The 13,327-nt window shown below is 51.1% G+C and carries 12 protein-coding genes; 6 read left to right on the top strand and 6 right to left on the bottom strand.

Annotated features, from left to right (window positions below):
* The first annotated feature begins 423 nt into the window (after nt 1–423).
* From CKQ53_RS08445 to CKQ53_RS08425, 5 genes are read left to right on the top strand one after another with little or no spacing between them, the layout of a single operon-like run.
* A complete protein-coding gene (locus CKQ53_RS08445) occupies nt 424–1,296 on the top strand; it encodes a carbohydrate ABC transporter permease (protein WP_094117823.1) in 873 nt (290 codons plus the stop codon).
* Nucleotides 1,286–2,170 (top strand): carbohydrate ABC transporter permease, encoded by an 885-nt coding sequence (locus tag CKQ53_RS08440; RefSeq protein WP_094117824.1) that lies wholly within the window; start codon nt 1,286–1,288, stop codon nt 2,168–2,170. The genes CKQ53_RS08445 and CKQ53_RS08440 overlap by 11 nt, the downstream gene beginning before the upstream one ends.
* Before the next feature lie 11 nt (nt 2,171–2,181).
* Nucleotides 2,182–3,003 carry a phosphodiesterase gene (locus CKQ53_RS08435; protein WP_094117825.1) on the top strand — a complete coding sequence of 274 codons (822 nt, stop codon included), beginning with the start codon at nt 2,182–2,184 and terminating at the stop codon, nt 3,001–3,003.
* Between the two features lie 5 nt (nt 3,004–3,008).
* Complete coding sequence (locus tag CKQ53_RS08430) at nt 3,009–4,088, top strand: ABC transporter ATP-binding protein (protein ID WP_085651344.1); 1,080 nt, start codon at nt 3,009–3,011, stop codon at nt 4,086–4,088.
* Complete coding sequence (locus CKQ53_RS08425) at nt 4,081–5,388, top strand: ABC transporter substrate-binding protein (RefSeq protein WP_094117826.1); 1,308 nt, start codon at nt 4,081–4,083, stop codon at nt 5,386–5,388. Before CKQ53_RS08430 ends, CKQ53_RS08425 begins: the two co-directional genes overlap by 8 nt.
* Nucleotides 5,389–5,462: 74 nt before the next feature.
* Here the strand turns inward: CKQ53_RS08425 and CKQ53_RS08420 are convergent, their stop codons facing one another.
* Together CKQ53_RS08420 and CKQ53_RS08415 are read right to left on the bottom strand one after the other, a co-directional pair.
* On the bottom strand, nt 5,463–6,011 hold the full coding sequence (locus CKQ53_RS08420) for a sugar transferase (protein ID WP_094117854.1): 549 nt from the start codon (nt 6,009–6,011) through the stop codon (nt 5,463–5,465).
* A gap of 27 nt (nt 6,012–6,038) precedes the next feature.
* Nucleotides 6,039–6,998 (bottom strand): UDP-glucose 4-epimerase family protein, encoded by a 960-nt coding sequence (locus CKQ53_RS08415; RefSeq protein WP_094117827.1) that lies wholly within the window; start codon nt 6,996–6,998, stop codon nt 6,039–6,041.
* Between the two features lie 176 nt (nt 6,999–7,174).
* On the opposite strand from CKQ53_RS08415, the gene CKQ53_RS08410 reads away from it, so the two are divergent.
* Complete coding sequence (locus CKQ53_RS08410) at nt 7,175–9,043, top strand: polysaccharide biosynthesis protein (RefSeq protein WP_118894883.1); 1,869 nt, start codon at nt 7,175–7,177, stop codon at nt 9,041–9,043.
* 71 nt (nt 9,044–9,114) lie between these two features.
* Here the strand turns inward: CKQ53_RS08410 and CKQ53_RS08405 are convergent, their stop codons facing one another.
* Genes CKQ53_RS08405 through gmd form a run of 4 tightly spaced genes read right to left on the bottom strand, consistent with a single transcriptional unit; the run spans nt 9,115 to nt 13,327 of the window.
* Nucleotides 9,115–10,254: a glycosyltransferase family 4 protein gene (locus CKQ53_RS08405; RefSeq protein ID WP_094117828.1), complete on the bottom strand. Its 1,140-nt coding sequence runs from the start codon at nt 10,252–10,254 to the stop codon at nt 9,115–9,117.
* A gap of 8 nt (nt 10,255–10,262) precedes the next feature.
* Entirely contained in the window at nt 10,263–11,396 is a 1,134-nt protein-coding gene (locus CKQ53_RS08400) for a glycosyltransferase family 4 protein (protein ID WP_094117829.1), read from the bottom strand.
* Nucleotides 11,397–12,293 carry a GDP-mannose 4,6-dehydratase gene (locus tag CKQ53_RS08395; protein WP_118894881.1) on the bottom strand — a complete coding sequence of 299 codons (897 nt, stop codon included), beginning with the start codon at nt 12,291–12,293 and terminating at the stop codon, nt 11,397–11,399.
* Complete coding sequence (gmd, locus tag CKQ53_RS08390) at nt 12,293–13,327, bottom strand: GDP-mannose 4,6-dehydratase (RefSeq protein ID WP_094117831.1); 1,035 nt, start codon at nt 13,325–13,327, stop codon at nt 12,293–12,295. Before gmd ends, CKQ53_RS08395 begins: the two co-directional genes overlap by 1 nt.

Here is a 13,327-nt window from a genome sequence, read left to right as displayed (position 1 = left end):
TGACGTGACGGCGTTCATTCCTATCAGAATAATCCGCAACCTAGGAGAAGCCGGAGGCTAATGTCTTATTCTCTACCATTCACGTCCTCTCGCATAACACGTTGAGTCTAGACAAAATGACCCGACGTAATCCAACGTCATCCCCTTTTGTCCGATTCGACAACACCGCACGTTTGGGGTTCTACTTTCTTTATTTGCATATTGCTGATGCCGTCTCGGGGATGAAATCACACGGGCCGCGACATGAGGATGAAACTTCAACGTCCGGATCATCGGGTGAACTCATTCGGCATAGCCATTCCCGATAGGCGTTGTCGGCCGATCACGACCTCGTCATCAAACCGTCACTGTTCCGCCATGCGGATGCAGCATTGCCCCCTCAGGATAACCGCTCAATTTTCATCGCTGACGACGGTAAACCTCATGCGTAGTCACTGGTTGCCTTGGCTCATTCTGTTGCCTTCACTGCTGTTTCTCGCTCTATTCACCTACTTTCCCTTATTACGGTCGGTCTACGACAGCCTGTTCGACACGCGTATGACCGGCGATAACGCGCCGTTCGTGGGGTTAAGCAATTTTACGCGGCTGCTGGACGACCCCGTGTTCTGGCGCGCGCTGGGGAACAATGTGTTGTACATCCTGTTGACCGTCATCCCTGGCGTGATATTGGCGTTGATGCTCGCCCTGGCGCTATGGCAAAACACGGCGGTGAACCGCTGGCTACGCACCGCTTTTTTCTTTCCCATGATTATCCCGATGGTGAGCGCCGCTGCGCTGTGGCTGTTTATTTTCATGCCGGGAATGGGGTTGCTGGACTACCATCTGGCCAAGCTGTTCGGCCCCATGAACAACAATTATCTCGGCCGCAGCAATAGCGCGCTGCTGGCCTTGAGCCTGATTGGCATCTGGAAGTTCGCCGGCTACTACATGCTGTTCTTCCTGGCTGGTTTGCAGGGTATTCCGGCCTCCGTGCGCGAAGCTGCCGTCATGGAAGGCGCATCACCGATACAGGTGTTTTTCAACGTCACGCTGCCGCTGCTGCGCCCGACGCTGAGCTTTGTGCTCACCACCGCGCTGATTTACGCCATTACCCAGATCGATCACGTTGCCGTCATGACGCACGGCGGACCGGATAACGCCACCACGGTGCTGCTTTACTACATCCAGAATCTGGCATGGGACACCCATGACTTCGGTAAAGCCTCCGCCGCCACCTTTATCACCCTGCTCGCCCTGTTCCTCTTCTCGCTCATCAACCTGAAAGTTTTGGAAAAAGGAGCGCACTATGAGCGTTGAATTAACGCCCATCTATCAGGCGAAGACCGCCGCCCGTCCAACGTGGCTACGTTGGCGCCAAAGCGGACGCATCACCCTCAGCGCGCTGCTCATCTGCGCCGCGCTGCTTTGGATAGCGCCGTTCATTTGGATGCTGTCGGCGGCATTCAGCCCCAGCACGTTTGGCCCCGGCATGGCTTCCCTGCTGCCGAGCTGGCCGCTGACGCTGGATAATTTTCGCGACGCCTGGTACAGCGCCGACTGGCTCCGCCTGTACGCCAATACCGCCTTTTTCGCCTTCGGCACCCTGCTCGTGCAACTGCTGACGATCACCACCGCGGGCTATGTCTTCGCCTGCCATGAATTCCGCGGCAAACAGACGCTGTTCATCCTGTTTTTAGTCCAGCTGATGATTATGCCGGTCATGATGATGGTGCCCAATATGATGACGCTGCAGCAGTTCGGTCTGCTCAACACCCTCACCGGCGTCATGATGCCCTACTTCACCTCCGCCTTCGGCGTATTCCTGATGCGCCAGGCGTTTATGAACATTCCCAAAGAGATCGAAGAAGCCGCTCTGATGGAAGGCTGCCGCTGGTGGCAGGTCGTGTATCGCGTCCTGCTGCCGATGTCGTGGCCCTCCATGATGGCCTTCGCCACCGTCAGTCTGACCTACCACTGGAACGAGTATTTGTGGCCGCTGATGATGCTTAACGATCCGGACAAACAGGTACTCACGGTCGGACTGGTGTCCTTTGCGATGGGCGCGGAGTCCGGCGGTCAGTGGGGCACCATCGGCGCCGGGACGCTGATGGTTTGCCTGCCGCTGATGCTGGCTTTCATCCTGTTCCAAAAACAGTTCCTGAAAAGCTTCGGCTTCTCAGGAATAAAATAACGGAGTGACTCATGCTGTTAGCGCATATTTCAGATACGCATTTTCGTCATCAGGGACAAAAGCTGTATGGATTCATTGATGTCAATGCGGCCAACGCGGACGTGGTTTCCCAGCTCAACGCGCTGAGGGAACGACCGGACGCGGTGATCGTCAGCGGCGACATCGTCAACTGCGGCCAGGCGGCGGAATATCGCATGGCGCGCCAGACGCTGGGGGCGCTGGACTACCCGCTGTACCTCATCCCCGGCAATCACGATGACAAAACCTATTTTCAGGAATACCTGCACGCGATCTGCCCGCAGATCGGCTTCGATCCGCAAAATATCCGTTACGCCATCGACGACTACCCGCTACGCCTGCTGTTTATCGACTCGAGCCAGGCTGGATCGTCTAAAGGATGGCTGACGGAAGCGACATTGCGCTGGCTGGAAGAGCAGCTCAGCCTCGACGACAAGCCTACCGCTATTTTTATGCATCACCCGCCGCTGGCGCTGGGATCCGCTCAAATGGATCAGATCGCCTGTGAAAACGGGCACCGTCTGCTGGCGCTTATCGAGCGCTTCCCGGCCCTTGTCAGGGTTTTCTGCGGCCATAACCACTGCATGATCTTCACCCACTATCGTCAGGCGATTATCGCGACGATCCCCGGAACGGTGCATCAGGTGCCTTACCATCATGAAGATGCGCGCCCTTATTACGATATGTCGCCCGCCGCCTGTCTGATGCACCGTCTGGTGGACCATCAGCTGGTCAGCTACCTGCATCCGCTGTCGCACTATGCCGGACCGTGGCTGTATAACGCGGCCATCAGCTGCCCGATGGATGACGCGTGATGAGCCTGATACGACTACAGAACCTCGGCAAACGCTTCGAGGGTAAACCGGCGCTGAAGTCGGTCTCCTTAGAGATCGCCTCCGGCGAGTTTCTGGTGCTGGTCGGCCCTTCCGGCTGCGGAAAAAGTACGCTGCTGCGGCTGCTGGCCGGTCTGGAAAGCGCCAGCGAGGGCCATATTTGGCTTGAGGGAGAGGATGTCACCGCCACGTCGCCGCGGGAGCGTAATTTCGCCATGATTTTCCAGAACTACGCGCTGTTTCCTCATTTAACGGTCAGAGACAACATCACCTTCGGTATGCGAATACGCCGTGAGCCCAAGGCGACGCGACAGGCACGATTGGACGAAGCGGTCCGCTTGCTGCAACTGGAGGCCGTACTAGACCGAAAACCGGGCCGACTGTCGGGCGGACAACGTCAACGGGTCGCCATGGCGCGCGCTATCGTTCGCAACCCACGTCTGTTTCTGATGGATGAGCCGCTGTCGAATCTGGATGCGCGTCTGCGCACCGATGTCCGGGACGGCATCATGGCGCTGCATCGCCAGTTAAAAACCAGCACGGTTTATGTCACGCATGATCAAATCGAAGCGATGACGATGGCCGACCGCATTGCGGTGATGGATCGCGGCGAGCTACAACAGGTCGGCACCCCGGAACAGCTTTACGCTTATCCCGCCAATGTGTTTGTCGCTGGGTTTATCGGTTCTCCCGCCATGAATCTGGTCCGACTTTCCTGTCACAACGGCAACGTCGCACTGGATGAAGGCACGCTAACGCTTCCCACGCACGCCGCTCAGATCCCCGAGATCGTTTTCGGCGTACGACCGGAACACCTCACCGATCACCCCGAGCACGGCATTCATACCTTTCAGTTGGCTGGGCGTATCACGCAGCGAGAGCTGCTGGGTGGTGAGTACTTGCTTCACGTAGAGACCGCCATCGGCATGCTGCGCTACTGCCGTAAAAATCGGGGCGACGTTCCCGAACGCGGCGACCCCGTCCGTCTCGGCATCGAGTCTACCGATATTCATCTTTTTAATGCCGCTACCGGGCAAAACTTATTCCAGGAGATTCCCCATGCGTAGTTTTAAAATGCTGGCGTTCGGACTGGCGATGTCATTCACCGACGGCGCACTGGCCAAACAAAACATTGATTTCATGTTTCCTGCGCCGGTCGACGGCAAATTGACGATGGAAATGACCCGCATTATCCGGGATTTTAACCAGTCGCAGCAGGAGGTAGAGGTGCGCGGCATCTTCACTGGCAATTACGACACCACCAAAATCAAAGCGGAAGCGGCGGCTAAGGCCGGGCAACCGCCCGCGTTGGTCATCATGTCAGCCAACTTCACCACCGATCTGGCGCTGAAGCAGGAAATATTGCCGATGGACGAACTGTTCAAATTTGGCGATCGCAAAGCCTCTGCGTTCCTGCACAGCGAGTTCTGGCCCGCCATGCATCGGAATGCTCAGGTGATGGGCGTCACTTATGCCATCCCGTTCCATAACTCGACGCCGATTCTGTATTACAACAAAACCCTGTTCGAACAGGCCGGTATCAAACAACCGCCGCAGACCTGGCAGGAGATGCGGGAGATCGCTCAGAAGTTGACGGACCAGAGTAAAGGCCAATGGGGGATCATGCTGCCCTCCACCAACGACGACTACGGTGCCTGGTTACTCTCGGCGCTGACGCGCGCCAACGGCGGTCAGTACTTTAATCCGGACTACCCCGGCGAGGTTTACTACAACGCGCCCTCGACGATAGGCGCGCTCCGCTTTTGGCAGAACCTGATTTATCGCGACAAGGTGATGCCGTCCGGCGTGCTTAACTCCAAACAAATCAGTGCGGCGTTCTTCTCCGGTAAGTTGGGAATGGCGATGCTGAGCACCGGTGCGCTCGGTTTCATGCGGGACAACAGTCAGAACTTCGAACTGGGCGTGGCGATGTTGCCAGCGCACCTGCAGCGTGCGGTGCCGATCGGCGGCGGCAGTTTGGTGAGTTTCAAAGGTATTTCGGAAGAGCAGAAAAAAGCAGCCTACCAGTTCCTGACCTATCTGGTCAGTCCGCAGGTTAATGGCCGTTGGAGCCGCTTTACTGGCTACTTCTCGCCACGTAAAGCCGCCTATGAGACGCCGGAAATGAAAGCTTATCTGGCAGCAGATCCACATGCCGAAACGGCGCTGCAGCAGCTAACCTATGCTCATCCGTGGTATGCCACTTACGAAACGGTGGCGGTTCGCAAAGCCATGGAAAATCAGCTAGCGGCCGTGGTGAACAGCGAGAAGGTCACGCCGCAGGACGCCGCTAATAATGCGCAGCGGGAGGCGGATAGCCTGATGAAGCCCTACGTGGACCAAACCGCTTTAGAAGACGTGAAGTAAGCTTTTGGGCGCCAGAGCGCGGCAACCCGAGGGAGGCAACTCCGTGACGACTAACAGGTCACGGAGTTGCGGTATCAGCGCACGCGATCGCCCGCGCCTTTCCCCACCACGGTGAGGAGCAAATAGCGAAAATAGTGTTTCACCGTCATGGTCTGAATCATTCGCTGATCCCATTCTGCCAACGTCTGCGGCGTAGACATGTCGATGGCATTAATCTGCGCCAACCCGGTAATGCCGGGCAGGACCTCGAATACGCCACGAGACTGCCGTTCGTCGATGAGTTCCTGCTGGTTAAACAAACAGGGGCGAGGCCCCACCAGACTCATCTCGCCGCGAGCCACATTAATCAGCTGCGGCAGCTCGTCCAGCTTGGTTTTACGTAAAAAGGCGCCCAGACGGGTCACGGCATGACGGTTAGCCAAATGGGTGGCGACGGACTCGGTTGCGACCGCCATCGTGCGGAATTTAATCAGATTGAACGGCCGTTGGTGCCGCCCTACCCGCTGTTGTACGAACACCGGCGACCCGGTATCAAACAGCCCGATAAGATAAATAACGCCCATCACGGGCCATAAACAACAAAGTCCAACCAACGCGAGCGTGAGATCAAAAAAACGAAACATAATGTGCATTAAACCTTGGTTTATCGATTAATCCGTAGCGTTGCGCTCAGCCTGATAGGCGCTGGCGGTCAGCGCAAGCGCCTGAGGATAAGCCACAACAGGCCGCCATCCCAGACGGTCGCGCGTATGACTAATATCAACCTGCAACGATCCCAATAATCTTTCCGCCACGGGCGCTTTGCCTAACGCCCTCGCCGCCCACAGCAAACAACGCGGAGACAGCGGCCAGAGGCGGCTTGGGACGCCCAAAGCCTTCGCCATATCGGCAAGCAGCTCGGCGGTAGAGACATCATGATCGTCCGACACCAAAAACGTTTCGCCCGCCGCCTGCGGATGATGAGCGCACAGCAAGATGAGATCCACCAGATTATCGACGAAAACCAGGCTACGTTTGTTGTTCACGGCCGCGAGCGGCAGGGGTAAACCTTTGCGGATCCAATTCATCATCGTACGAAAATTCGCTCTGACTCCAGGACCATAGACCAGCGGCGGGCGAATCACCGTCACTTCAAGACCTGTCTCATGGGCGATCTGCCACAGGCCCAGCTCAGCTTCATATTTACTCAAACCGTAGGGATCTTGCGGGGACTGTGCGACATAGGGGGTGAAAGGATGGTGAACCGGGCTCGCTTCTCCGTTGACCTTGATCGAACTGAGAAATACAAAGCGTTTTACCCCGGACTCCGCCGCCTGGCGCGCCAGCGTTAATGTTCCCGCCACGTTGGTCTCGCGGTATAGCGACAGCGAATCGCGCTGCGCGTCCTGCATCTGGTGAACGCGTGCCGCGCAATGAATGACGGTATCAACCCCGTTCAGGGCCTCACGCCAGTCTGCGTCGGCCGACAGATCCTGGTAGACAGTGCCTTCCTGAACCGGAATGCCCGGCTTTTGGCTACGATGGGACAGGCATTCCATTCCCTGCACATCAGCCAGTTCAACGACACGGCGTCCAATAAACCCACTACTACCTGTCACTAATAGTTTCAAAATGTATTACCTTTCCAAGGCCGACACTCGTATGATAGCGGTCATCATCGTACACATATTAACCTCACGTTCCGAGTGGCTATACTTCCCGCTAGCTAATAAAAAATCGGGTGTCTACAATGATTGAGAATAGTAACAACAAAACCCATTTCCATCATCTGACATCCAGGCTTTAGATGTTTAACCCCATTCATGCTTTGCTTAACGCGCCAAGAAAAAACAAACGTATCGTTACCGTTCTGTATGATGTGGCCGCGATTATATTTTCGCTCTATCTGGCGGTCGCTTTTCGCCTGGGCACCTACACTTTTCATGTTGGCTTATCAGAGATAGCCAGCCTGCTGGTGACGCTGGTGATCACCATTGCGGTCTTTATTCGCTGCGGCATGTATCGCGCCGTACTGCGCTATATGATGCTACCGGCGTTGGGCAACGTGTTTTTCGCGGTGATTTTATCGACCTTGACCCTCGCCCTGAGTAGCTTTTTCTTCCAGTCATTTGTGCCGCGCAGCGTACCCTTTATCTATGCGGGTCTGGCCATTCTGACGTTGGGTAGCCCACGCGTTTTTATTCGTAGCTTCTACTATCACTATTACAAACGCCAAAAGCCCAATGTCTTTATCTACGGTGCCGGAGCGACTGGGCGAGATCTTGCCTATGCCTTAACGCAAGGTGATGAATTCCATCCAGTCGTGATCCTGGATGATGATGAACGCAAAGCAGGCCAAATAATCTGTGGTATTCGCGTCCACTACAGTGGTGAATTTGATACGCTGCAAAAGTTGTATCAACCGGTCAAATTACTGTTAGCCATCAATAATATTAAGCGAGGATTGCGACTGAGACTGTTGGAGAAACTGTCTCACTGGCCTATCGAAGTGCAGTCTGTGCCCTCCATGGAAGATATCGTCGCAGGTCGAGCCCAAGCAACCGAAGTCCGAGATCTAGAGGTGGCAGACCTATTAGGACGTGCGCCCGTAGACCCAGATCTAACACTGCTGACGAAAAATATTTTTGGCAAATCCGTTATGGTCAGCGGAGCCGGCGGCTCTATCGGATCAGAACTCTGTCGCCAGATTATCGCGCTTAAACCCCGTACGCTGGTGTTGTTTGAGCTAAACGAATATAACCTCTATACCATCGATCAGGAGTTACAGAGCATCAAGCAGCGTTTGAGGCTGGAAACACGCATCGTCACCACCCTCGGCTCCATTCAAAAACAAAACCGCTTACTCAGGGTGATGCAAGATAATCGGGTAGAAACGGTCTATCACGCTGCGGCATACAAACATGTGCCATTGGTCGAAGACAATGTCATTGAAGGCATCCGCAATAATGTGTTTGGCACACTCGCCTGTGCTGAGGCCGCTATTGAGGCGGGCGTCAACAGTTTCACCCTCATTTCTACAGATAAAGCAGTGCGCCCCACCAATATTATGGGGGCGAGCAAACGCTTAGCTGAGCTGGTCCTACAAGCGCTAGCGGATAAACATAGTCAGACCATATTCACCATGGTGCGCTTCGGCAACGTACTGGGATCGTCGGGATCCGTAGTTCCATTATTCAAAAAACAAATCCGCCAGGGCGGTCCAGTGACCGTCACACATCCGGATATTATCCGCTATTTCATGCTGATTCCCGAAGCCGCCCAACTGGTGATCCAGGCAGGGGCTATGGGTAATAACGGTCAAGTTTTCGTGCTCGATATGGGAGAAGCGGTAAAAATTCTCGACCTGGCGCGCCGAATGATTCATTTGATGGGAATGAAAGAGTATATCGAAGGCTCAGGAGAAGAAGGCGATATCCCTATCAAATTTACCGGGTTGCGCCCGGGTGAGAAACTCTTTGAAGAGCTACTGATTAGTGAAAATGTGGAGGGCACTTCCCATCCAAAAATCATGACAGCCTTGGAAGACAAGTTGAGCTGGAAGGAAATGGAGGTTTTGCTAAAAGTATTAGATTTCGCATGTCACCATTTTGATGTCGAAGGGGTTAAGAAAATTTTACTAGAAGCGCCGACAGGCTATGTAAAAAGTGCGCCATAAAGAACTAGATAAAAAAATACTCCCCCAATAGCTTTTTGGGGGCTGATGACAGAGAACATAGGATTACCTATTCATCTAGCACTGTCAGAAACGTTTCTATTGTCCATCACCTCGTGGTAAAGATCTATGTAACTTTGCCCCATTCTCTCGGAGGTGAATAAACGATTAAAGCGCGCTAACGCATTTTCGCCATACTCTTTTGCTAACGAAGGATTGTCCCAAAGAGTAACCATTGCCTTTTTTAGCGCATCTGAATCTTCTGGAGGAACGACAATTCCAGTTTCATCATCAATATTTATATATGTTGTGCCTGTACCAATCTCGCACGAAATAAGAGGTTTGCCATACATAGCGCCCTCAAGCAGCGTAATACCAAAGGCTTCAGAACGAAGGTGAGAGGGAAATACAACGGCACAACAGAGTTGTAGTAGTGCAATTTTATCTTCTTCTGACAGTAACCCAAGAAAATGTGTATTCGTTAGCCCCAAATTATTGGCTTGCTGTTTAAGTTCGGATTCCAATGAGCCAATTCCGACGATAGCCAATGGATAGTTTTTTCCTTCCATTGCATTTAAAAGCACATCCAGTCCTTTATAATATCGAAAAGCGCCAACAAAGAGAAAGAAGCGTTCGCCGAGTCGATCTCGCCAATAATCCAATCGTTCGGTATTGACGGGTTGATATAGTTTTCTGTCTAATCCATAAGGTATTACTTTTACCTTAGATGAAAACTTTTGCAATGTAGAACTAGACGCCAGATAATTTGGAGATGAAGCAACAATATAATCAACAGAACTTAAAAATTTATTCATTAGCGGCGTATAAATTTTTAATGCGCTCTTCTGTTTTACGATATCAGAATGGTAACTGACTATACTGGGTTTTTTGACACCTGAAATAAAATACAGAATATCCATAAATGGATAAGGGAAATGATAATGAATAATATCAGCCTGTCTGGCTAATTCTCTAAACTTCTTTATGGCATTGAAAGAAAATGGCGTAGATGCGATTTCAAAACTTGTTTTTGAATAGTAGGATGAATGAGAACCCACCTTTCCATCATCGATGTTACCGCGGGGGCTTAAAGTCAGTGTTGTTACCGCAATATCATGCCCATTGACGGCTTCACTCAATTGAAAAATTACCTGTTCTACTCCTCCGAATGTATCCGGATAATAGGTTTTATAAAAGTGCAAAACTTTCAACATAGGAAATCTCAAATTTTCTGGTAAGCCTGAATCGTCTTTTGTGCACAACGTTGCCATGAGAACAGCGCAGCGCGTGTTAAACCATCTGATTTAGCCTGATCGCGCCACATATCATCTTCGATACTTTTTTGAATTAACTTAGTCAGTGATTCTACATCCATGGGGTCGCACATTAATGCACAATTGCCAACCACTTCAGGGAGAGATGAACTATTTGAACAGACCACTGGCACACCTGAGGCCATAGCCTCTAGCACCGGTAAACCGAATCCTTCATAAAGAGAAGGAAAAATAAAACTACGCGCGCCTGCAAATAAGTAGGGGAGATCAACAGACTTCATATAGCCTAAATAGTGTAGCCACCCTGCACGTTGCCCCTGCTCGAAACGTTGATGCAATGCATCACTGCTCCAACCCTTAAAGCCACAGACAACCAGTGGATAGCTCCGTCGCAATGAAATTGGCAGTCTTTCATAGGCATCAAGAAGCGTTTCAATATTCTTACGTGGCTCTATAGAGCCAGTGAATAGGCAATAGTTGCCCTCACTGAGCCCATATTCTCCAATCACTGTCGTGATAGCTTGTGACTCTCGTGGATAAAAGTCTCCACTACTGGCCAAATGAGCCGAGTAAACTCTATCCAAAGGAAAATTGAAATAATCCGCGAGTTCCTTACGCGTAAAATCTGAGTCAGTAATTAGAATATCCGCTCTTTTTATCGTTAACAGCAATTCTTTTTGCATAAATCGAATACGAGCTTTCGGATGGCATTGAGGCCACGTAAAAATGGAAAGATCGTGAAACGTCGCCACACTGGGGCCCACTTTGGGAGGCAAATAAAAGTTTGGGCTATGGTAGATCGCATCCGGATGCTTCTTGAGTATTTGTGATTTTAGAGAAGGCACCGTATGACGGTAGATCTCTGAAACTAATCGACTCTTCAGCAAGACTCGACGAAGGCTAAACCCTGATGATATTGTTTCTTTGGCAACAGGAATATGATGAGATAATGTCCGCCCTCGAAGAAAGAAAAGCTCAGAAATCTCTGAGCTTTTTTCTAAACAAGTCGCTAATTCGTAAGCATATCGACCAATTCCAGTTAATGGGTACCTAATCGAATCCGTACCAAATATGACTTTCATTTATTCGCTTTCCAGCATCCAACGTAGAGTTTCTTCAAGGGCCGGTGTATCCCATGCACCAATGATCGAACGTAATTTGGTGGCATCCCCACAAAGTGTTTTAACTTCATTTGCCCTAACAAAGGCGGGATTAACTGAAATCGTTAAAGTGTGACTCGTTATTTTTTCGCACAGATTGATGACGTCACGGATCGAATAGACTTTCCCAGAGCAAACATTAACCGTTTCTCCTACGGGTTTGCTCTCTAACAACCCTAAATAGGCACGGCACAGCGCACGTACGTCCGTAAAATCACGCCACACATCAATATTGCCAAGTTCTAAAGTGGATGCTCGTTGTTTAAAATGCTTAACGATTTTCGGCAAGAGAAAATTATCTGCCTGCCCCACTCCGGTATAGTTAAATGGACGAGCGATGATAATAGGTAATTTATCCACCCATAAACTTGCCATATATTCCATGGCTAATTTACTGACAGCGTAGTCATTGGCTGGATTAACCTGCGTATTCTCACTGAGCGTCCCTTCAGTGCTATTGCCATACACGTTAGCACTGCTGGCAAGCAATATTGCATCGAATTGACGGCCCGACGAATGCAAAGCCTGGAGTAAATTTCGCGTTCCCAACAGGTTAACGTTATAGAATGCATTAACGTCCCCATGCCCCACAAATGCGATAGCAGCAAGATGCACTACTACATCAGGCGCGATCTGGTCAATGGCGTTGCTTAAAGCATCGAGATCAAGCAAATCTACCTGATAGTAATCGGCTTCTTCCGATGGCATGGAACCAATGCCGAATACCCGGAATCCGGCAGCGGATAACTCCGCTGCCATGTACTGGCCAGTGAACCCATTGATCCCGGTAATCAGGGCACGTTTGCCAGTACCAAACATCAGAAAGAAAACCCTTGCTGATTACGGCGCAGATCTTCCTCAACCATCATTTGGCATAACTCTTCCAGAGACGTTTTCGGCTCCCAACCTAACACTTCTTTTGCGCGCTCAGGGTTACCAATCAATAGCTCAACTTCCGCAGGACGGAAATATTTAGGATTAACGCGAACCAGTGTTTTACCAGTAGCAACATCCACACCAATCTCGTTTTCATCCTTCCCTTCGAAGCGCAAAGTATAACCCGCGGCTTTGAACGCCATTTCAACAAAATCACGCACTGTCTCGGTACGATTAGTGGCGAGAACAAATGTATCCGGTTTGTCAGCTTGCAGCATACGCCACATCCCTTCGACATACTCTTTGGCAAAGCCCCAATCGCGTTTAGCGTCCATGTTGCCGAGTTCTAAGACATCCAGTTTACCCAATTTGATTTTGGCAACAGAGTCAGTGATTTTGCGCGTCACGAACTCACGTCCTCTCAAAGGAGATTCGTGATTGAACAGAATCCCGCTGGACGCAAAGATGTCATAACTTTCGCGGTAGTTAATCGTCATCCAGTGTGCATACAACTTGGCGACACCATAAGGACTACGAGGGTAAAAAGGCGTATCTTCTTTCTGAGGAATAGCCTGAACCTTACCAAACATTTCTGAAGTGGAAGCCTGATAGAATCGAATCTTTGGATTAACGATACGAATGGCTTCGAGTAAGTTGACTGGACCAATACCCGTGATTTCGGCAGTTGTCAGTGGCTGTTCAAACGAAACACCAACAAAACTTTGGGCTGCCAGGTTATAAACCTCTGTAGCTTTGGTTTGCTGCAGCAAACGAATGCTGGCCGAGAGATCGGTCAGATCATATTCGACCAGATGTAAATTAGGATTTTTATCAATCCCCAGTTCTTCGATACGCCAAAAGTTAACTGAACTGGTGCGACGGTAAGTTCCGTATACTACATAACCTTTATCCAGCAGCAGCTCAGCAAGATAAGCGCCGTCTTGGCCTGTGATACCGGTAATTACTGCAGTTTTCAT

The organism is Lonsdalea britannica, assembly GCF_003515985.1.
Classification (GTDB): domain Bacteria; phylum Pseudomonadota; class Gammaproteobacteria; order Enterobacterales; family Enterobacteriaceae; genus Lonsdalea; species Lonsdalea britannica.
The sequence above is the reverse complement of the archived record's forward strand: the minus strand, read 5'-3'. Positions and strand labels throughout refer to the sequence as shown.

What these genes read in the sequence shown, in the direction of transcription:
- CKQ53_RS08400 (WP_094117829.1), bottom strand. Translation starts at nt 11,396, where the DNA reads ATGAAAGTCATATTTGGTACGGATTCGATTAGGTACCCATTAACTGGA.
- CKQ53_RS08420 (WP_094117854.1), bottom strand. Translation starts at nt 6,011, where the DNA reads ATGTTTCGTTTTTTTGATCTCACGCTCGCGTTGGTTGGACTTTGTTGT.
- CKQ53_RS08395 (WP_118894881.1), bottom strand. Translation starts at nt 12,293, where the DNA reads ATGTTTGGTACTGGCAAACGTGCCCTGATTACCGGGATCAATGGGTTC.
- CKQ53_RS08425 (WP_094117826.1), top strand. Translation starts at nt 4,081, where the DNA reads ATGCGTAGTTTTAAAATGCTGGCGTTCGGACTGGCGATGTCATTCACC.
- CKQ53_RS08440 (WP_094117824.1), top strand. Translation starts at nt 1,286, where the DNA reads ATGAGCGTTGAATTAACGCCCATCTATCAGGCGAAGACCGCCGCCCGT.
- CKQ53_RS08445 (WP_094117823.1), top strand. Translation starts at nt 424, where the DNA reads ATGCGTAGTCACTGGTTGCCTTGGCTCATTCTGTTGCCTTCACTGCTG.
- CKQ53_RS08410 (WP_118894883.1), top strand. Translation starts at nt 7,175, where the DNA reads ATGTTTAACCCCATTCATGCTTTGCTTAACGCGCCAAGAAAAAACAAA.
- CKQ53_RS08405 (WP_094117828.1), bottom strand. Translation starts at nt 10,254, where the DNA reads ATGTTGAAAGTTTTGCACTTTTATAAAACCTATTATCCGGATACATTC.
- gmd (WP_094117831.1), bottom strand. Translation starts at nt 13,327, where the DNA reads ATGAAAACTGCAGTAATTACCGGTATCACAGGCCAAGACGGCGCTTAT.
- CKQ53_RS08435 (WP_094117825.1), top strand. Translation starts at nt 2,182, where the DNA reads ATGCTGTTAGCGCATATTTCAGATACGCATTTTCGTCATCAGGGACAA.